Here is a 17,235-nt window from a genome sequence, read left to right as displayed (position 1 = left end):
GCCTCCCCGGTGCCCGGCCGCGGCCCAAGGCGGCGGCGCGGGGTTCCTCGGTCGGCCTCACGGTCTGTCCCCTCTCCTTCGGCACGCGGCCGCTCAGCACCCGTGCAACAGGTCGAGCAGCTGCTCCTCTTCGCGTTCGAAGGTCTCGGCACTGAGGTGGCCGGCTTCGAATTCATGGTTCAGGGCGGCGAGCCGGGCCCGGACCAGCGACGGGTCGTGCAGCTCGTTGTCGGCCGCCTGGGCGAGCTGGTCGGCCACCCAGACCACCCCGCGCACGGGTGCGAGCGGCAGCGTGAGCACCGCGCTGATCAGCCCCATGTCAGACGCCCAGCGGTGCGGCGGAGGGCAGCGGCTCCAGAAAGCTGTAGCAGGGCAGGGGCCCGGCCACCCGCAGCACGACCCGGTCCTGCCGCAGGCGCGCGAGGTGCTCGGCCGCCGCGACGAACCCGGCGCCGTCACCGCGGTCCACCAGGAACGACACGTTCACCTGGCAGCCGGGGACCTCCGGCCCGGCGCACACGGCGTGCGCCGTGGACGACAGTTCCCGCACGATCTCCCGGCCCGCTTCGGCCGCCCGGCGCGCCAGCGCGGTCGCCACCGCCTCGCCCAGCCGGACGTTCGCCTCGTAGCTGGGCCGCCGGCGTACCGCGTCGCGCAGCCGGCGGATCGCGGCGTCGTCCCGGACCAGCGCGGGCAGTGCCTCGTCGGCCTGCAGGGCCTTGACGTTGATCTCGACGCGGCCCGCGACGCCGTCCAGCGCGGCCAGATGGCGGTCCTCGGCCTCGCTCAACTGCCGGCGGATGACCGCCTCGTCCGGTGCCACCATGCCGAAGCGCATCGGGAGGACCGGTCCGTCCGCCGCCAGCGCCAGCAGCAGCTCCTGGTGTGCGAGCAGATCGCGGCGGCGGGCCCGCAGCTGTGGCGGGGCCGGGCTGACGACCGCGGCGAGCCGCCCCTCCACGACCGTTCCCACGGTCCCGGGAGGGTCTCCCACCCCGACCGGGGCGGCAGGCAGGGGGTGGCCGGCGCGGACGATGCCGTAGACGTAGGTGCCGTCGTCGCTCACGGTGTTCAGTCCTCCTCTGCGCTCCGCCGGCGGGAGGCGGCGCCCGAGCGGGCGGTGCTGCGCCGGCGCTGCTGCGGCTCCTTCTCGGCGTCGTCGGAGTCGTCCTCCGAGTCGTCGTCCGAGTCGCCCGCGCCCACCGCGGAGCGGACGGTGTCGCCCACGGATTTGGCGGCCTTCTTGACCTTGCGCTTCCCGATGCTCTTGGCGGCCTGGCCGCTGAACAGCTCGGGGACGGTGACACTGCCCGAGTCCCGCTCCAGGTCGAGCCGGTTGCACGCCTCCGCGAACCGCAGATACGTGTCGACGCTGGCGACCACGATGCGGGCATCGATCTTGAGGATCTCGATCCCCACCAGGGACACGCGTATGAAGATGTCGATGACCATGCCCCGGTCGAGGATCAGCTCCATGACGTCGTACAACGTGCCTGCCCTGGGCGGGCAGGGAACCACCTCACCGGACAGTCCGGAATACGTCGTGGTGCCCATCTGAGGTGTCCTTTCAGCAGGTGACGGCGGGGTGCTCACTCATCTGCCGCACCGCGCCGGTAGCGGCGGGTGCGGTAGTACTCGAGCAGCTCGCCGTCGGCGTCGAGCCGCACCTCGTACGTCGCGAGGAGACTGGTGGTGTCGGGGATGCGGAGCAGCTCCAGCACGTCCACCTCGACGCACCAGCCGTGATCGGTCCGGCGCACCGCGGTGACGCCCTCGGCCTGATGGCTGATCAGGCTCTGGAGGAGTTCGGCGGCGCGGCGGGCCATCTCCCCGGGTGCGTTCCCGGAGTCCTTGGTGCGCTTGCGGGCCGCCGTCGACGACGACCGAGACCGCGTGCGGGTTTGCTCTGCCATGTACCCCAGTCTCATCGGCCTCCCGGCCCGCGCATCCTGAGCGCGGCCGGACGGTGACTGGGGGTGGTGACCAGCGGCGGCAGCCGTGGAAACCCCGAGGCCGTCGCAGGAGCACGGCGACGCCGATCACCTACACTCGGCGGATGGCAAAGTATTTCGACGTGCACCCGGAAAACCCGCAGCGCCGCACCATCAGCAATGTGGCGGACAGCATCCGCTCCGGCGCGCTCGTCGTGTACCCGACGGACTCCTGTTTCGCGCTGGGATGCCAGCTGGGCAGCCGGGACGGCATCAGCCGGATCCGGTCGATCCGCAATCTCGACGACCGTCACCACTTCACCCTCGTGTGCCAGAACTTCGCCCAGCTGGGGCAGTTCGTGCACATCGACAACGACGTGTTCCGCGCGATCAAGGCGTCGACCCCCGGCAGCTACACCTTCATCCTCCCCGCGACGAAGGAAGTGCCGCGCCAGCTGATGCACCCGAAGAAGAAGACGGTCGGGGTCCGGATTCCCGACCATGCCGTGGCCCAGGCCCTGCTCGCCGAACTCGGCGAGCCGCTGCTCTCCAGCACCCTGCTCCTGCCCGACGAGGAGGAGCCGATGACCCAGGGCTGGGAGATCAAGGAGCGGCTCGACCACGTGGTGGACGCGGTACTCGACTCGGGCGACTGCGGCACGGAACCGACCACGGTCCTCGACTTCTCCGGCGGCGTCCTCGACATCGTCCGCCGGGGCGCGGGCGACATCACGCGCTTCGAGTAGGCGCGGCTGGGGGCCCGATCACGCGGATGGGGGCGGGCCGTGTCCGACTCCGGCACGGTGCGTGGCCCCGACACGGTGCATGGCCCGGCGCCCGCGTGGGCCCCGCGCCCCCGGCTGTCGGCGAGGGCGGTGGGGCTCAGCGCCTTGCCAGATAGCGGCCGACGGCCTTGTGCAGGACCTTGTGAAGCGGGTAGTCCCACTCGCCGAGGTACTCCACGGCCCGGCCGCCGGTGCCGACCTTGAACCGGAGCAGCCCCAGGAGGTGGTTCGCCTCGTCGAGGGTGTCGGTGATGCCGCGGAAGTCGTAGAGCTCCGCGCCGAGTTCGTAGGCGTCGGTCATCATCCGCCACTGGAGCGCGTTGCTCGGCTGGACCTCGCGCTTGCGGCTGGTCGAGGCGCCGTACGAGTACCAGGCGTGGGTGCCGACCGTGAGCATCGTGGCCGCCGCGAGCAGTTCCCCGTCGTGGTGGGCGAGGTAGAGCCGCATGCGGTCCGGGTCCTCGGCGCGCAGCGCGGTCCACATGCGCTGGAAGTAGGCGAGCGGCCTGGGGACGAACCGGTCCCGCTCAGCCGTCTCGACATAGAGCTGATGGAACGCGGGCAGGTCCTCGGCGTCACCCCGGACGACCTTGACGCCGGCCTTCTCCGCCTTCTTGATGTTGCGGCGCCACTGCTGGTTGAGGTCGCCCCGGATCTCCTCCAGCGACCGCCCGGCGAAGGGGACCTGGAACACGTAGCGCGGCTGGCCCGCGGCGAAGCCGTCCCCGCCGTCGGGCTCGGTCTGCTGCCAGCCCATCCGGCGCAGGCGGTCGGCGAGTGCGAAGGCCTGCGGCTCGTGCGAGGTCGCCTCGACCTCCCGCAGCCGCCGCGCCTGCGGGTCGGCGATCGCCGCCTTGACCACATCGGCGCTCCAGCGGCGCATCACCACCGGCGGCCCCATCCTGACCGAGAACACCCGCCGTGATTTCAGGTGGGCGAGCATCGGCTCCAGCCACTGTTCGAGGTGCGGTGTGGACCAGTCGATGGCCGGGCCCTCGGGGAGATAGGCGAAGTAGCGGCGCAGCTTCGGTACGGGGCGCAGCAGCACCAGGCCGGCTCCGGCGAGGCGGCCGTTCCCGTCGAACCAGCCCAGGCTCTCCGCCCGCCAGTCGGGCTTCACCGCACCCCACGCGGGCACCTGCAGATGGCTCACCGAGGGCCGGGCCCCGACGAACGCCAGGTGCTCCTCGCGGGTGATCGGCTTCAGGCGACAGCTCATGCGCGGTGCTCCTTTGTCCGGGGCGCAAGCCTACTGAGACATGTCCGGCGGGGACGGGCAGCTCACCGGTGGCGCGCCCCTCCCCCGGCCCTACCACATGTCGTCAAAGAGCTTGCCGTACAGGGGCCTTGGCCGTCCCGCAAGGCGTGGGTGATAGATTCTCAACGCTTGTTGAGTTTCTTGGAATCGGCCGTGAAGACTGCGGCGGGGTGCCGTGCGCGGCGCTCGGGCCGCATCGTGGAGAGCGAGCATCATGCGCATTCTCATCACCGCACAGGCGAGTTATTCGCACCTGGCCCCGCTGGTGCTGCCCGTGGCGGAAGCCGCCCGGCGGGCGGGCCATGAGGTGGCCGTCGCCACCGGCGCCGCCGTCGTCGAGCACATAGAGAAGCGGGGACTCACCGCCTTCACGCTGCCCGACGTCAAGGCGCTGGGAGAGGTGATGCAGGGCGGCGCGCTCCAGCGGCCGCCGGGCATGGAGAACATCGGCTCGGTGACGGTGGAGCTGCAGCCGGAGTTCTTCGCGGCGGCCTTCATCGGGCAGCTGGCCGGCCCCAGTGCACGGGGCGTCCTCGACGTGGCGCGGGACTGGCGGCCGGATGTGATCCTCCACGAGTCGACGGAGTACGGCGGCTACCTCGCGGCCGAGCACCTCGGCATTCCGCACGGGGCGCTGGACATCGCCCCGATGGCGCCCTACGCCCACCCGGCCGTCAAGGACGCGCTCAACCGGCAGCGCACCGCGCTCGGTCTGGAGCCGGTCTCCGACTCCTGGCACCCCTTCCGCGCCTTCCGCGCCGGGGTCGTTCCGGAGGACTTCTACCCCACGGGCAGCCGGCTGCCCGGCGCCCGCCACTACCGGGTACCCGCCCAGGCGTCGCGGGGCGCCCTCGACCCGGACATCGCCCGGCTCCCCGTGGACCGGCCGCTCGTCCTCGCCACTCTCGGCTCGAACGCGCCGCGGCTTCCCGGCGGTGCCTCCACCCTGCTGCACACCATCATCGAGGCCCTCGGGGAGCTGCCGGTCACCGGTGTCGTGGCACTGGGCGCGGAACGCGATCCGCAGCAGTGGGAGGGCCCGCGCGCCGACAACGTCCATCTGACGTCGTTCGTCCAGCAGGAACTCCTGCTCCAGTCCAGCGATCTGTTCCTGACGCACGCGGGCTTCAACGGGACCCGCGAGGCGCTGTCGGCCGGCGTGCCGATGGTGGCCGTGCCGCTGTTCGCCGAGCAGTCCCACAACGCCGCCCGGCTCCAGGAGCTGGGCGTCGGGGTCCGGCTCAACGCCGAGGACGTCACCCGCGAGACGCTGTCCGCGGCCCTGCGCACCGTGCTGGCGGACGACTCCTACCGCTCCCGCGCCCAGGGCCTCCAGCGCCGGGCGCACGCGCTGCCGGACCTCGACCGGCTGGTGGAGGACGCGGCGGCGCTGGCCGGCTGAGCCGGACGGCCGTCGCGGCGCGAGCCCCCGGTGCCCCGCGGAGGTGCTTGTAGCATCAGGGCCCGGCACCGGAAAGGGGACCAACTGTGACCTGCGCCGACGCAGCGACGAACGCGTCCGGACGGGCCGCGCCGCAGCACACCGAGGCACGCGGCCCGTGCCCGGAGGCGGCTCTTCCGGAGCGGAAGGGCGAGCGCACGCGTCGGCGCATCCTGGCGGCCGCACGGCGCAGGTTCGCCGAGGTCGGCTACGAGCGCGCCACCATCCGTGCCATCGCGGCCGAGGCCGAGGTCGACAAGTCCTCCGTCATGCAGTACTTCGGCAGCAAGCAGGAGCTGTTCCGCGAGGCCGTGCGCTGGCACCTCCCGCACGACGAACTCACCACCGGCGACCCCGGCCAGGTGGTGGAGAACCGGCTGCGCGGCATGCTCGACCACTGGGCGGCGGACCAGGACACTCCCATGGCGGTGCTGCTGCGGACCAGCATGACGAGTGAGGAGGCCGCGGAGCTGCTGCGCCGGCGTGTGACCGCGGAGGTGACGGATCATCTCGCCGCCGCCATCGACGGCCCCGACGCACGGCTGCGCGCCGCGCTGTTCGGCGCGATGATGATGGGCATCGCCTCGCAGCGGCATCTGCTGCACCTCCCCGACCTGGCCGAGGCCGACGTGGACGACATCGTGCGGCTCGCGGCTCCCCTGCTCCGCGGGCTGATCGCGCCGGAGGCTTAGCCCGCGGGCGCGGCATCGTCCGTCCACGGCACGTCCGGCGGCGCACCCCGGCACCCCTGTGCGCGAGGCTTCCCGCGCCGTCCGGAACAGAACTTCAGCTGGGCTTCAGGTGGGCTCTGACACGGTCCTGAATACGGCCGCCGGACAGCGGCGGCCGTCCACGTGTCGACAGACCGAAGGAGCCGGCCGACGTGCAACTGCTCATGGACAACGCCAGGAGATTCGGCGAGCGGGCCGAGGAGTTCCGCCGCTTCGCGGACGGACAGGCACCGCAGGCACTCTTCATCACCTGCTCGGACTCCCGGGTCATTCCGTCGCTGTTCACCGGCGCCGGGCCGGGGGAACTGTTCGAACTCCGCACCGCCGGCGGCATCGTGCCGCCCTACGACGCCGAGCGGTGCTCGGGTGAGACCGCCACGATCGAGTACGCCGTCGAGGTCCTCGGCGTCGAGCACATCGTGGTGTGCGGCCATTCGCACTGCGGGGCCGTCGGCGCGCTGCTGCGCGGCGAGGACCTGACCGCCGTGCCGGCCCTGCGGACCCTGCTGCGGAACGAACCCCCGCCGCGCGCCGCCGAAGCGGACGAGGGCCACGACCCCGGCGACCCGATCGTCGAGGCCGTACAGGCCCATGTGCGGACCCAGATTGAGCGGCTGCGTGGCTATCCGTGCGTGGCGGCCCGTGCCGCGCACCGTCCGCTGCACATCCACGGCTGGTGCTACGAGGTACACACCGGCCGGGTCACCGCCCGCCGCGCCGGTCAGGACGACTTCGGGCCCCTGTGAGCGTGCCGCGGCAGTGCGTCTCCCCTTGAGGGCTGTCTTCGAAGTCCCTTGCCCCACCCACGAAAGGTTCTGATGCTTCCCCCTGTTCTCCGACGCAACGTTCTCCGGCGCGACGTTCTCGGACGCGACCTCGGCGCCTCCTTGGTCGTCCTGCTGGTCGCCCTTCCGATGAGTGTCGGCGTGGCGGTAGCCTCCGGCCTGTCCGCCGAGGCCGGTCTGCTCACCGGCATCGTCGGCGGTCTCGTCGTCGGGCTGCTGCCCGGCAGCACCCTCCAGGTCAGCGGCCCGACCGCCTCACTGACCGTCCTGGTCCTCGAAGCCGTCAAGACCTACGGCGTCGCGACGCTCGGTGTCATCGTCATCGCCGCCGGCCTGCTCCAGGTGCTGCTGGGCGCGCTGCGGTGGGGGCGGTGGTTCCGGGCGGTGTCGGTTTCCGTGGTGGAGGGGATGCTCGCCGGCGTGGGCCTGGTCATCATCGCGGGCCAGGTGTACGCCCTGGCCGACCGCACGGCCCCGACGAGCGGAACCGGCAAGATCACCGGCATACCGGAGCTGGTGGCCGGGGCGTTCCAGTCCCCGCAGTCCCTGTCCGCGCTGGCGATCGGCGTCGCGACGATCGCGGTCATGGTGCTGTGGCGCAAGGCGCCGCGGGCCCTGCGCACGGTGCCCGGCCCCCTGGTGGCCGTCGCCCTGGCCACCGGCGCCTCGGTCGTCTTCGGCCTGAACGTGCAGAAGGTTCAGGTCAGCGGGCTCATGGAGGCCGTACACCTGGTCAATCCGGGGGACTTCGGGCAGCTGGCACAGATCGGGGTCCTGGGGAGTGTCGTCGCCATCGCCCTGATCGCCTCGGCGGAGACCCTCTTCAGCGCCGCGGCCGTGGACCGGCTGGACCGCCAGCCGCGTACCGACTACGACAAGGAACTGATGGCCCAGGGAGCGGGCAACGCCCTGTGCGGCGTCCTGGGGGCGCTGCCGCTGGCGGCGGTCATCGTCCGCAGCTCGGCCAATGTCGACGCCGGCGCCCGCACCAAGGCGTCCCGGGTGCTGCACGGCGTGTGGCTGCTGCTGTTCGCCGCGCTGCTCCCGTTCGTCCTGTCCGTCATCCCCATGGCGGCGCTGGCCGGTGTGCTGGTCCACGCGGGCTGGAAGCTGCTGCCGCTGGACCGGATCCCCGCCCTGTGGCGCGAGCACCGCTCCGAGGCGGTCGTCCTGGTCGTCACCGCGCTGGCCATCCTCCTGGTGAACATGTTCGAGGGCGTGCTGATCGGCCTCGCCCTCTCCGTGGCCAAGTCGGCCTGGGAGGCCTCGCAGCTGCGGATCCGCACGTGGGACACCGGCACCGGCCCGATCACCGTCTCCCTGAGCGGCAATCCCACCTTCCTGCGGCTGCCGCGGATCCTCGACACCCTGGAGGAACTGCCGTCGGACCGGCCGGTGGAACTCGACCTGTCCGGCGTCCGCCACCTCGACCACGCCTGCTCCACGGCCCTGGCTGCCTGGACCGAGCGGCACAACCGGTCGGGCCCGGAAGCACACATCGTCAAGGAGCCGGTGAACGCCGCCTGATGTAGCACGAGTTGACGCATGGGCCCGACGCCATCCGGCGCCGGGCCCGTCGTCGTCCCGCACCGCGCCCGTCACCCGCCGTCCCTCGCACGGCGCTCAGTACGCGGGAAAGGCCCAGCCACCGGGGTAGAAGGGCTCCCGGGCGCCGCGGAAGGCGGTGGAGGCGTGGGCCAGTGCGCCCGGCCGGAGTTCCTCCACCAGGCCCGCGGCGGCGAGGGCGGTGAGGCTGGTGCCGCCGAGGTAGGCCGCCCCCAGTTCGGCCGAGGTGAGCCGCAGGTCGGGGGCGGCGGAGGTGCGTGCACAGCGGACCGCGTCGCCGTCCGCCTGCAACCGGTAACGGCCGGCGTTCCACGGGCAGAAGCCGTCCTCGACGTCCAGGACCAGGTCCAGCGCCGTGGCGTACCGGCGGCCCGCCAGCGCGCGATCGACGTCGACGAGCCGTACCCACAGGCGGTCCACCTCGGCGGTGCGTACCGCCCGGGGGTCGGTCAGCAGGTGCGGCAGGGGCTCGTCCACCGCCGCCTCGTACGCGATCCACGGCACCAGGTCGATCCCGGCAAGGAAGCGCCACAGTGCGGCGTACGCGGGCCGGGAGACCGCCGCCAGCTCCATGACCTGCACGGCGCCGGCGTTCGCCCCGTAGATGTCCCGTTCGCTCTTGAGCCGGTAGAGGGCGTAGCCGGTGGCCCGGCCGTCCGGTTCCCGGTGCACGGCGTACCGCAGGGCCCCGGCCCCGTCCCGCGCCCGCGGCTCGTCGTGGAGGCGGACGTCCCACTGGCGTGCGGTCCGGGCGGGCCAGCCGACGGTATCTTGGCGCACTCGCTCGTACACCTCCTCGATCCGCGGACGGGCCTGCGCGCGGTCCAGCAGCCGGATGTGTCCCGCCCCGAAATCCGTGCCGGGGCGGAAGTGCATGGCGCGTTTGTCGGCGCGCAGCGGGGCTCCGCGCGAGGACGGGCCGTAGCCGTACCGGCCGTAGATCCCGGCCTCGGAGGGCCGGAGGACGGCGATCGGCTCCCGGCCGCCCTCGCGCAGCTCGGTGAGCTGTCTGCGCATCATCGCGGTGAGGATGCCGCGGCGGCGGTGGGTGGGGGCCACCCCGACCCAGGTGACACCCGCCACCGGCAGCACTGCCCCGGGCACGGTCAGCGCGCGGGTGCAGGCTGCGGTCCCGGCCACGGGGGTGTCGCCGTCGAATGCCGCGAGGGTGCGGTCCAGTTCGACGGCGTCGCGTTCACGGGCGAGGTCTTCGTCGGACCGGTCCTCGCCATAGGTGTCGGCGATGACGCGGGCCCAGGTCGCGAACTCGGCGTCCGTGACGGGGCGGAGCGGAAAGGAATCGGGCACGGAGGCCTGTGTAGTCGACGACGTGGCAGGGGCGCGAGGGATTTTCCCGGGCCGGGCGGGCCGAGCCCGAGTCGGCTCGGGTCGGCCCGGCCCTGGACCACGGGACCGTCGCGGGCCTGCCGACAACAGGCCCGCGACGGTGTGATGCGGACGGAGCGGGATCAGAGCCGGTCGAGGAGCGTGCGCATGGTCGCGATCTCGGCGGTCTGGTGCTCGATGACGTCACCGGCGAGCTTCTTGGCGGTCGCGTTGCGGCCGTCGCGCTGCTCGTCCCGGGCCATGGTGACCGCGCCCTGGTGATGGCCGATCATCATCCGCGCGAACTTCTTGTCGAAGTCCTTGCCCCGGGCGGCCTTGAGGTCCGTCATGTCCTTCGCGGACATCATCCCGGCCATCCCGGGCATGCCGTCCATGCCCTTGCTGCCGTGGTCCATGCCCGGCATGCCGTGCGCGGACGACTCCGATGCGCCCCACGCCTTGAGCCACGCCTGCATGGTCCTGATCTCGGGCCCCTGGGCCTTCTCGATCGACGCCGCCAGCGACGTGATCTGCGGGTCGGCGGCCCTGCCGTCGGCCAGTCGGGCCATGGCGACGGCCTGCTGATGGTGCGGGATCATGCTCTGCGCGAAGGTGACGTCCGCGTCGTTGGACGCCCCCGGGGCCGGGTTCTGCCGCGCGGCGGTGGGTGCGTCGCCGCTCCCGCGGCCCGTGTTCTTCCCGTCGTCACTGCCGCACCCGGCGAGCAGCAGAGCTCCCGAGACGGCGATCCCGACGGCCGCGAGGCGGCGGTTGCGGGGGCGACGGACGGCACGCTGGACGGAGTTCATGTGTGGACACCTCATGTTGTCAGTGCTGCGGATTTTCTGGCGTACGCGGCGTCGCGGACCGCGCGCAGTGCGCGGCCGCGAGGTCGGGTCGGCCTAGATCCGCAGCACTGACAACCGGGTGAGATCGGGAGGGGCGGGTGGTGGGTTGGGCCGCAGCAGGGCGACGGTCTTCGCGAGAAGGTCCGCGAGCCATCCGGGAGTTGGGGTGAGCGCCGCGCCCAGCAGCGTCATGAGCGCCCAGCCGCCCAGCACCGCCATGCACAGCGAGGCCATGTTCATCCCCGTGCCGGGCCCCGGCGTGTAGTGCGGGGACGGCTCGTCGGACATCCCCCGGCCCGTGACGTGGGCGGGCGTCCCGTGCCGCGTCGGAGTGTCGGAGGCGGCGGACGCCCCGGACATCCCCGACATGCGGGTGGCGTGGCCCGTGGCCATGGCGTGCTCACCGGCCCCCGCGGCCCCATCGGGATGGCCGACGGTGTGCATCACGAAGACACCGACCGCGAGCACCACGACCAGCAGCAGACGCGCCATGGCGCCCCCTGCTCGCACGCACCGTCCCGTTTTCACCGCTGCCGGACCTCCCAGGAAGGAGCGTACCCAAGCCGACGGATCGGGCGGCACTTCGGGTGCCTGCGGACGTGGCCGACCGGGAGCCGGACCCGTCCGGGCAGCCGGCTCCCGCACGACGCCGCCTAGGGCCGGTCGTTCGGCGCTTCCCACAGCGCGCCGTCATGGGCGAAGAGCACCCGCCGTGGGTCGAAGCGGGCGAGGCGGTCCCACCACGGGTGGGTGGGAGGCGGTACGTCCGCGCCGTCCTGTGCGGCGCGCTGGGCGAGGTGGTCCGTGGCGAAGTCGGACGCGCGGTCGTAGGCCTGGCCGGCGAGGAGCACGGTGCCGTCGTCCCGGCGGACCACGAGGGACTGGTGTCCTTCGGTGTGGCCGGGCGTCGGCACGATCCAGATGCCCGGCAGGACCTCGGCCTCGCCGGCGAGTTCCTCGTAGCGGGCGCCGGGGAAGTCGATGAGGGCGTCGACCGTGTAGTCACCCCGGCGGGCGGTGGCCAGCTCCACCTGCTGGACCAGGATCGGCTTGCCGCTCAGCAGGGGGTTTCCCCCGCAGTGATCGAAGTGGAGGTGGCAGTTCACCACCAGCGAGATGTCGGAGGGCGTGACGCCGGCCGCCGCGAGGGCGTCCCGCAGCGCGCGACGCCGGGGTCGGTAGTGGGCTTCGGTCTCCGGGTCGGCGTGGCCGATGCCGGTGTCGAAGAGGAGCAGGCCCTGGGCGTGCCGGACCAGGTAGGCCAGCGCGGGCTCCGCGCGCGGGAGCGGGCCGCCGGTCTCCGAGGCGGGCCGGATGAAATATCCGAGGTCGAGTCGGCGTACCGCCGTGTCATTCGCCATCGGGCCATCCTGACAGCCCGTCATGTCGGTCGCCGGGCGTTCCGCCGACGGCGGACAGGGCACGTCGCGACGAGACAGCGGCACATCGCGGCGAGGAGGGAGGGCCTCTCCCGAACGGTTCCCTGGGCTGTTCGCGCACAATGGGCGCTGGTGCACCGCAGCCCAAGTACGGTACCGCAACGGGGGGTTGGAAGCTGTGCGGAGTATGAACGGTGAGGCCGCGCTCGTCATCGTCGTGGTGGTCGTCGGGCTGGTGGTGCGGCGGCAGTTGCGTACCCGGCCGGTGCGTCGTACCGGGTCGCTGGTCACCCCGGTCCTCCTCGGCGTGCTGGGCATGGTGGGGATCGGCTTCGGTGTCGCCTCGGTCCTCAAGGACCATCCGCTGAGCGCCTCGGCCGGCGTCCTCCTGGTCGTGAGCCTGGCCGTCGCGGCGGGCTTCGGTGCGGCCCGGGCGCGGACCGTGCGGGTGTGGCGCGGCACCGGGGACGAGGTGCTGCGCAAGGGGACGGCGGCCACCACCGGGCTCTGGCTGGTGTCGGTGGGGGCGCACTACGGGCTGGGCCGGTGGATCGACCATGCGGCGGGGGCCGGGGTGCTGGGCGCCGTGTCGCTCTACGCGTACCTGGCGATCGGGCTGGGGACGCAGAACGTCCTGGTGCGGCGGCGGGCCGTCGCACTGGAGCCGGGAGGGGTGACGGGGCGGCTGTCGGCCGGGGCATGAGCGGGGTGGGGACTCGGTCGGTCGTCCCGGAACACGGCGTCGTCCCACGCCGCTTGAGAGTGCGGCGGGGGACGACGGGGTGCAGTGGGGAACGGTCGGGCGTCAGCGGGAGTCGTGGAGCACCATGGCGGACCCGCCGCCGCGGCGCTTGGGTTCGGCCACCGCCGTGATCTTGCCGTGTGGCTGGAACTCCAGGGCGGCCACCGCCCCGATCTCCGGTGACGGCGTGAAGGCCTTCGGGGCCAGGACGAACTGGTGGCCCATCGCCTCCAGCTTCTTGCGTTCGGGGGTGTCGAAGAAGGCGGGTTCGGCTTCCGTCTTCTCCGCGTTGCGTTGCGACAGGCGTGGCGCGGCGACCGCCTCCGGCAGTGACATGCCGAGGTCCAGCCGGTTGACCAGGGTCTGCAGCACGGTCGTGATGATCGTGGCGCCGCCCGGTGAGCCGACGGCGATCATCGGCTTGCCGTCCCGCATCACGATCGTCGGCGACATGCTGCTGCGCGGACGCTTGCCCGGGCCCGGCAGGTTCGGGTCCGGCGTCCCCTTGGTCAGGGGCGCGAAGTCGAAGTCGGTCAGCTCGTTGTTGAGCAGGAAGCCACGACCGGGCACGGTGATCGCCGAGCCGCCGGTCTGCTCGATGGTCAGGGTGTAGGAGACGACGTTGCCCCAGCGGTCCGCGGTGACCAGGTGGGTGGTCGACGGTCCCTCGTGCGGTTGCTTGTTGCCGGTCTTCTGTGTGCAGCCGGAGTCCGGGTGGCGCGGGTCCGCGGGGGCCAGCGGGCTGGTCAGGGCCTTGTCGGAACGGATCAGGCAGGCCCGGCTCTTGGCGAACTCCTTGGAGAGCAGCGGCTTGGTGGGCACGTCCGAGGCCGCCGGGTCGCCCACCCAGCGGTTGCGATCGGCGAAGGAGATCCGGCTGGCCTCCAGGTAGTGGTGCAGGGCCTGCGTCTTGTCGGCCTTGGAGAGGTGGAAGTTCTCCAGGATGTTCAGCGCCTCACCGACCGTGGTGCCGCCGGCCGAGGACGGGGCCATGGAGTAGACGTCCAGCCCGTGGTACGTGGTCCGGGTGGGGTCGCGGCGTTCGGGGGTGTAGCGGGCGAGGTCGCCCTGCTTCATCAGGCCGGGCCGGTCCTTGTGCTGGGCGCCGGGGGCCACCGGCGGCTTCTGGACGGTGCGCACCACGTCACGGCCGATGCCGCCGTGGTAGAGCGCGCCGACTCCCTTATCGGCGAGCTGCCGGTAGGTCTTGGCGAGGTCCGGGTTGCGGAAGCGGGAGCCGACGACCGGGAGCTCGCCCTTGGGCAGGAACAGGTCCGTGGTGGACTTGATGTTGCGGAAGCGCTTCTCGTTCATGGCCGTCTGGGCCCGGAACTCCTTGTTGACCACGAAGCCGTCGTCCGCGATCCGGGTGGCCGGGCTCAGCGCCTTGGCCAGCGAGACCGTGCCCCAGTCCTTGAGCGCCGTGTCCCAGGTGGCCGGCGTGCCGGGGATGCCGACCGACAGCCCCGAGTTGATCACGTCGTCGGTGGGCAGCGGCTTGCCGGTCTTGGGGTCGCGGAAGGAGTCGGCGCGCATGTCGGCCGGTGCGGTCTCCCGCCCGTCGATGGTGCGTACCTTCTTCGCCTTGGCGTCGTAGTAGACCATGTAGCCGCCGCCCCCCACTCCCGCGGAGTAGGGCTCGACCACGCCGAGGGCGGCGGCGGTGGCCACCGCCGCGTCCACGGCGTTGCCCCCCTTGCGCAGCACCTCCAGCCCCGCTCGGGAGGCGTAGGGGTTGACGCTGGACACCGCGCCGCCGCTGCCGGTGGCGACCGCCTTCTTCGCGGGCGCCGAGGGCGCGGATGCGGCGGCGGCCGCGGTCCCATTGGTGGTGCAGGACGTGGCCAGCAGGGAAAGACTGAGCGCTGCCGCGGACGCGGCGGCGACAGCGGCACGACGGACAGCCATACGGCCTCCAGGATTCGCTGAGGTGGCGGGCAGGAGAATTCCCGAAACCCTGGCACCGTTCGGGTGGCGGATCAACGCTGAGCTGCAAGGTTTGTGTGAGATCTGAGGTTTCCCCTCAGTAACCGGCCGGCCCGGGAGAAGGCGCGCGAGGCCGGGTCGGAGGTGTGGGAGACGGTGCTCGAAGGGGCAACTGCTCGCCCGCCACGACCCGTTGGCGACTCCCCCGGACCTCGGGCAGCCCCCACGTCCCGTAGACCGCTCCGTCGCGGGGTCACCCGGGCCGCCGGAGTCCTGCCCCCACTCCGGTGGACACGGGCGCCGCCACGGCGGCGCCACCCCGGCGAGCGGGCCGTGGATGCGTACCCTGACCTGGCCGTCGCGTCGATGGCTTGATCCTTTCGCGGTACGCCAGCGCTACGACAGGAGCACCACGATGGCCGCCTCCGCCGGTTCGTCCAGGGCAGCGGTGCGCCCTCGCCTCCGGGCGTGGATGCTGGAGGGGCTGGCCGACATGGCCAAGAACCATCCCGGGCCCCACGCCGCCCCGCAGAGCGCCGGCCGCGGACAGCGGTGGTGGCGCGTGATGTGCCTGACCGGTGTGGACTACTTCTCCACCCTCGGCTATCAGCCAGGCATCGCCGCCCTGGCCGCCGGGCTGCTGTCGCCGGTCGCCACCCTCGTCCTGGTCGTGGTGACGCTCGCCGGGGCGCTGCCGGTGTACCGGCGGGTGGCCAGGGAGAGCCCGCACGGCCAGGGTTCGATCGCGATGCTGGAGCGGCTGCTCTCCTTCTGGAAGGGCAAGCTGTTCGTCCTGACCCTGCTGGGCTTCGCCGCCACCGACTTCCTCATCACGATCACCCTGTCGGCGGCCGACGCGGCCACCCACCTCGTGGAGAACCCGCACGTCAGCACCGCCCTGCACGGCCGGGAGCTGGTGATCACGCTGGTCCTGATCGCCCTGCTCGGCGCGGTGTTCCTCAAGGGGTTCCTGGAGGCGATCGGGGTGGCGGTCGCCCTCGTGGCCCTCTACCTGGGGCTCAACGTCGTCGTGGTCGCCGTCGGGCTGTGGCACGTGGTCACCGCGGCGCACCTCATTCCCGACTGGACCCAGGCGCTGACCGCCGAGCACGGCAATGTGCCGGCGATGGTCGGTGTGGCGCTGCTGGTCTTCCCGAAGCTGGCGCTGGGCCTGTCCGGGTTCGAGACCGGGGTGGCGGTCATGCCCCACATCGAGGGCGACCCCGACGACACCGAGGAACGGCCGGTGGGGCGGATCCGGGGCGCGAAGAAGCTGCTCACCACCGCTGCCGTCATCATGAGCGTCTTCCTGATCATCACGAGTTTCCTGACCACCCTGCTCATCCCCAAGGAGGCGTTCCAGCCCGGGGGTTCGGCCAACGGGCGCGCCCTGGCCTACCTCGCGCACGAGTATCTGGGCTCCGCCTTCGGCACCGTCTACGACGTGTCCACCATCGCCATCCTGTGGTTCGCCGGCGCCTCGGCCATGGCGGGACTGCTGAATCTGATGCCGCAGTATCTGCCGCGCTACGGGATGGCGCCCCACTGGGCGCGGGCGGTCCGCCCGATGGTGCTGGTCTTCACCCTGGTCGCGTTCCTCGTGACCTGGCTCTTCGACGCCGATGTGGACGCGCAGGGCGGCGCGTACGCCACCGGTGTGCTGGTCCTGATCAGCTCCGCGGCCATCGCCGTGACCATCGCCGCCCGGCGGGCCGGCGAGCACGGCTGGTGGATCGGCTTCGCCGTGATCGCCGTGGTGTTCCTCTACACCACCGTCGCGAACGTCATCGAGCGCCCCGACGGCGTCAAGATCGGCGCCTGCTTCATCACCGGCATCATCGTGCTGTCGTTCCTCTCGCGCCTCGCCCGGGCCTTCGAGCTGCGGGTGACCAGCGTCGTGCTCGACGGGATCGCGGAGCGGTTCATCCGCGACATCGCCCAGCGCAGGATCCGCTTCATCGCCAACGAGCCCGACCGCCGCGATGTCGCCGAGTACCGCGACAAGCTCCAGCAGATCCGCGCCGACAACGACATCCCGGCGTCCGAGGACTTCGTCTTCGTCGAGGTCACCGTGGGCGACCCGTCCGAGTTCGAGAGCGAACTGCGGGTACACGGCGAGGTGCTGCACGGCCGCTACCGCGTGCTCCGCCTGGAGAGCCCCGCCGTCTCCAACGCGCTGGCCGCCCTGCTGCTGCACGTCCGCGATGTCACCGGCGACCGGCCGCACATCTACTTCGAGTGGACCGAGGGCAACCCCTTCGCCCAGTTCCTGCGCTACTTCCTCTTCGGCCAGGGGGAGGTCGCCCCCGTCACCCGCGAGGTCCTCCGCGAGGCCGAACCCGACCGGGACCGGCGCCCCCGCGTCCACGTCGGCTGACCACGCCACCACCCACCCGGCGGCCACGGCCGTCATGGGGGCGTCAGGGTCCCCGGCCCGCGCGTCAGGAAGGCGCCAAGGAGGCGGCCGCGCCCCGCCCGCGGCCGTTCGATGGAGGCGAGGAAGCAGGCAGGGACACG

General features: G+C 72.3%; 17 protein-coding genes. 7 read left to right on the top strand and 10 right to left on the bottom strand.

Annotated features, from left to right (window positions below; genetic code table 11):
* Positions 1–93: 93 nt before the first annotated feature.
* The 4 genes from IEY78_RS00860 to gvpO are packed head-to-tail and all read right to left on the bottom strand — an operon-like array spanning position 94 to position 1,913.
* Positions 94–318, bottom strand: a complete 225-nt coding sequence (locus IEY78_RS00860; protein ID WP_189095412.1) for a gas vesicle protein GvpG — start codon at positions 316–318, stop codon at positions 94–96.
* A 1-nt stretch (position 319) separates the two neighbouring features.
* Positions 320–1,066, bottom strand: coding sequence for a GvpL/GvpF family gas vesicle protein (locus tag IEY78_RS00855; RefSeq protein WP_189095410.1), 747 nt, complete (start codon positions 1,064–1,066; stop codon positions 320–322).
* Positions 1,067–1,071: 5 nt separating this feature from the next.
* A complete protein-coding gene (gene gvpJ, locus IEY78_RS00850; RefSeq protein ID WP_189095409.1) occupies positions 1,072–1,554 on the bottom strand; it encodes a gas vesicle protein GvpJ in 483 nt (160 codons plus the stop codon).
* A 35-nt stretch (positions 1,555–1,589) separates the two neighbouring features.
* Entirely contained in the window at positions 1,590–1,913 is a 324-nt protein-coding gene (gene gvpO, locus IEY78_RS00845; RefSeq protein WP_189095407.1) for a gas vesicle protein GvpO, read from the bottom strand.
* 143 nt (positions 1,914–2,056) lie between these two features.
* Here gvpO and IEY78_RS00840 point away from each other — a divergent pair, with 143 nt between their 5' ends.
* Positions 2,057–2,677 carry an L-threonylcarbamoyladenylate synthase gene (locus IEY78_RS00840; protein ID WP_189095406.1) on the top strand — a complete coding sequence of 207 codons (621 nt, stop codon included), beginning with the start codon at positions 2,057–2,059 and terminating at the stop codon, positions 2,675–2,677.
* Positions 2,678–2,813: 136 nt separating this feature from the next.
* Here IEY78_RS00840 and IEY78_RS00835 read toward each other — a convergent pair whose 3' ends face one another.
* Positions 2,814–3,935 carry a lipid II:glycine glycyltransferase FemX gene (locus tag IEY78_RS00835; protein ID WP_189095404.1) on the bottom strand — a complete coding sequence of 374 codons (1,122 nt, stop codon included), beginning with the start codon at positions 3,933–3,935 and terminating at the stop codon, positions 2,814–2,816.
* A 253-nt stretch (positions 3,936–4,188) separates the two neighbouring features.
* Between IEY78_RS00835 and IEY78_RS00830 the strand changes: the two genes are divergently transcribed.
* The 4 genes from IEY78_RS00830 (at position 4,189) to IEY78_RS00815 (ending at position 8,458) form a co-directional block, all read left to right on the top strand.
* Complete coding sequence (locus IEY78_RS00830) at positions 4,189–5,376, top strand: glycosyltransferase (protein WP_189095402.1); 1,188 nt, start codon at positions 4,189–4,191, stop codon at positions 5,374–5,376.
* Positions 5,377–5,462: 86 nt separating this feature from the next.
* Positions 5,463–6,107: a TetR/AcrR family transcriptional regulator gene (locus tag IEY78_RS00825; protein ID WP_189095400.1), complete on the top strand. Its 645-nt coding sequence runs from the start codon at positions 5,463–5,465 to the stop codon at positions 6,105–6,107.
* 191 nt (positions 6,108–6,298) lie between these two features.
* Positions 6,299–6,892: a carbonic anhydrase gene (locus IEY78_RS00820; RefSeq protein WP_189095398.1), complete on the top strand. Its 594-nt coding sequence runs from the start codon at positions 6,299–6,301 to the stop codon at positions 6,890–6,892.
* 72 nt (positions 6,893–6,964) lie between these two features.
* A complete protein-coding gene (locus IEY78_RS00815) occupies positions 6,965–8,458 on the top strand; it encodes a SulP family inorganic anion transporter (protein ID WP_189095396.1) in 1,494 nt (497 codons plus the stop codon).
* Positions 8,459–8,554: 96 nt separating this feature from the next.
* Here IEY78_RS00815 and IEY78_RS00810 read toward each other — a convergent pair whose 3' ends face one another.
* From IEY78_RS00810 to IEY78_RS00795, 4 genes are all read right to left on the bottom strand, one after another.
* A complete protein-coding gene (locus tag IEY78_RS00810; protein ID WP_189095394.1) occupies positions 8,555–9,805 on the bottom strand; it encodes a GNAT family N-acetyltransferase in 1,251 nt (416 codons plus the stop codon).
* 161 nt (positions 9,806–9,966) lie between these two features.
* The gene (locus tag IEY78_RS00805) at positions 9,967–10,632 is read right to left on the bottom strand and encodes a DUF305 domain-containing protein (RefSeq protein WP_189095392.1); all 666 of its coding nucleotides are present in this window, start codon (positions 10,630–10,632) and stop codon (positions 9,967–9,969) included.
* Between the two features lie 93 nt (positions 10,633–10,725).
* The gene (locus tag IEY78_RS00800) at positions 10,726–11,163 is read right to left on the bottom strand and encodes a DUF6153 family protein (protein ID WP_229699606.1); all 438 of its coding nucleotides are present in this window, start codon (positions 11,161–11,163) and stop codon (positions 10,726–10,728) included.
* A 161-nt stretch (positions 11,164–11,324) separates the two neighbouring features.
* Positions 11,325–12,032, bottom strand: coding sequence for an N-acyl homoserine lactonase family protein (locus IEY78_RS00795; RefSeq protein ID WP_189095388.1), 708 nt, complete (start codon positions 12,030–12,032; stop codon positions 11,325–11,327).
* 205 nt (positions 12,033–12,237) lie between these two features.
* On the opposite strand from IEY78_RS00795, the gene IEY78_RS00790 reads away from it, so the two are divergent.
* Complete coding sequence (locus IEY78_RS00790) at positions 12,238–12,753, top strand: hypothetical protein (RefSeq protein WP_189095387.1); 516 nt, start codon at positions 12,238–12,240, stop codon at positions 12,751–12,753.
* Between the two features lie 102 nt (positions 12,754–12,855).
* On the opposite strand, the gene ggt is transcribed toward IEY78_RS00790, so the two are convergent.
* Positions 12,856–14,700, bottom strand: a complete 1,845-nt coding sequence (ggt, locus tag IEY78_RS00785) for a gamma-glutamyltransferase (protein WP_189095385.1) — start codon at positions 14,698–14,700, stop codon at positions 12,856–12,858.
* Between the two features lie 433 nt (positions 14,701–15,133).
* On the opposite strand from ggt, the gene IEY78_RS00780 reads away from it, so the two are divergent.
* Positions 15,134–17,095, top strand: a complete 1,962-nt coding sequence (locus tag IEY78_RS00780; protein WP_189095383.1) for an APC family permease — start codon at positions 15,134–15,136, stop codon at positions 17,093–17,095.
* The last annotated feature ends 140 nt before the right edge of the window (positions 17,096–17,235 follow it).

Origin of the sequence: Streptomyces kronopolitis (assembly GCF_014646275.1) — a bacterium.
Taxonomy (GTDB): Bacteria; Actinomycetota; Actinomycetes; order Streptomycetales; family Streptomycetaceae; genus Streptomyces; species Streptomyces kronopolitis.
This window is presented reverse-complemented; position numbering and strand designations above follow the sequence as displayed.

Excerpts from the sequence above, each read along its gene's own strand:
- IEY78_RS00860 (WP_189095412.1), bottom strand. The coding sequence starts at position 318 with ATGGGGCTGATCAGCGCGGTGCTCACGCTGCCGCTCGCACCCGTGCGC.
- gvpJ (WP_189095409.1), bottom strand. The coding sequence starts at position 1,554 with ATGGGCACCACGACGTATTCCGGACTGTCCGGTGAGGTGGTTCCCTGC.
- gvpO (WP_189095407.1), bottom strand. The coding sequence starts at position 1,913 with ATGGCAGAGCAAACCCGCACGCGGTCTCGGTCGTCGTCGACGGCGGCC.
- IEY78_RS00840 (WP_189095406.1), top strand. The coding sequence starts at position 2,057 with ATGGCAAAGTATTTCGACGTGCACCCGGAAAACCCGCAGCGCCGCACC.
- IEY78_RS00835 (WP_189095404.1), bottom strand. The coding sequence starts at position 3,935 with ATGAGCTGTCGCCTGAAGCCGATCACCCGCGAGGAGCACCTGGCGTTC.
- IEY78_RS00830 (WP_189095402.1), top strand. The coding sequence starts at position 4,189 with ATGCGCATTCTCATCACCGCACAGGCGAGTTATTCGCACCTGGCCCCG.
- IEY78_RS00815 (WP_189095396.1), top strand. The coding sequence starts at position 6,965 with ATGCTTCCCCCTGTTCTCCGACGCAACGTTCTCCGGCGCGACGTTCTC.
- IEY78_RS00805 (WP_189095392.1), bottom strand. The coding sequence starts at position 10,632 with ATGAACTCCGTCCAGCGTGCCGTCCGTCGCCCCCGCAACCGCCGCCTC.
- IEY78_RS00800 (WP_229699606.1), bottom strand. The coding sequence starts at position 11,163 with ATGGCGCGTCTGCTGCTGGTCGTGGTGCTCGCGGTCGGTGTCTTCGTG.
- IEY78_RS00795 (WP_189095388.1), bottom strand. The coding sequence starts at position 12,032 with ATGGCGAATGACACGGCGGTACGCCGACTCGACCTCGGATATTTCATC.
- IEY78_RS00790 (WP_189095387.1), top strand. The coding sequence starts at position 12,238 with ATGAACGGTGAGGCCGCGCTCGTCATCGTCGTGGTGGTCGTCGGGCTG.
- ggt (WP_189095385.1), bottom strand. The coding sequence starts at position 14,700 with ATGGCTGTCCGTCGTGCCGCTGTCGCCGCCGCGTCCGCGGCAGCGCTC.
- IEY78_RS00780 (WP_189095383.1), top strand. The coding sequence starts at position 15,134 with ATGGCCGCCTCCGCCGGTTCGTCCAGGGCAGCGGTGCGCCCTCGCCTC.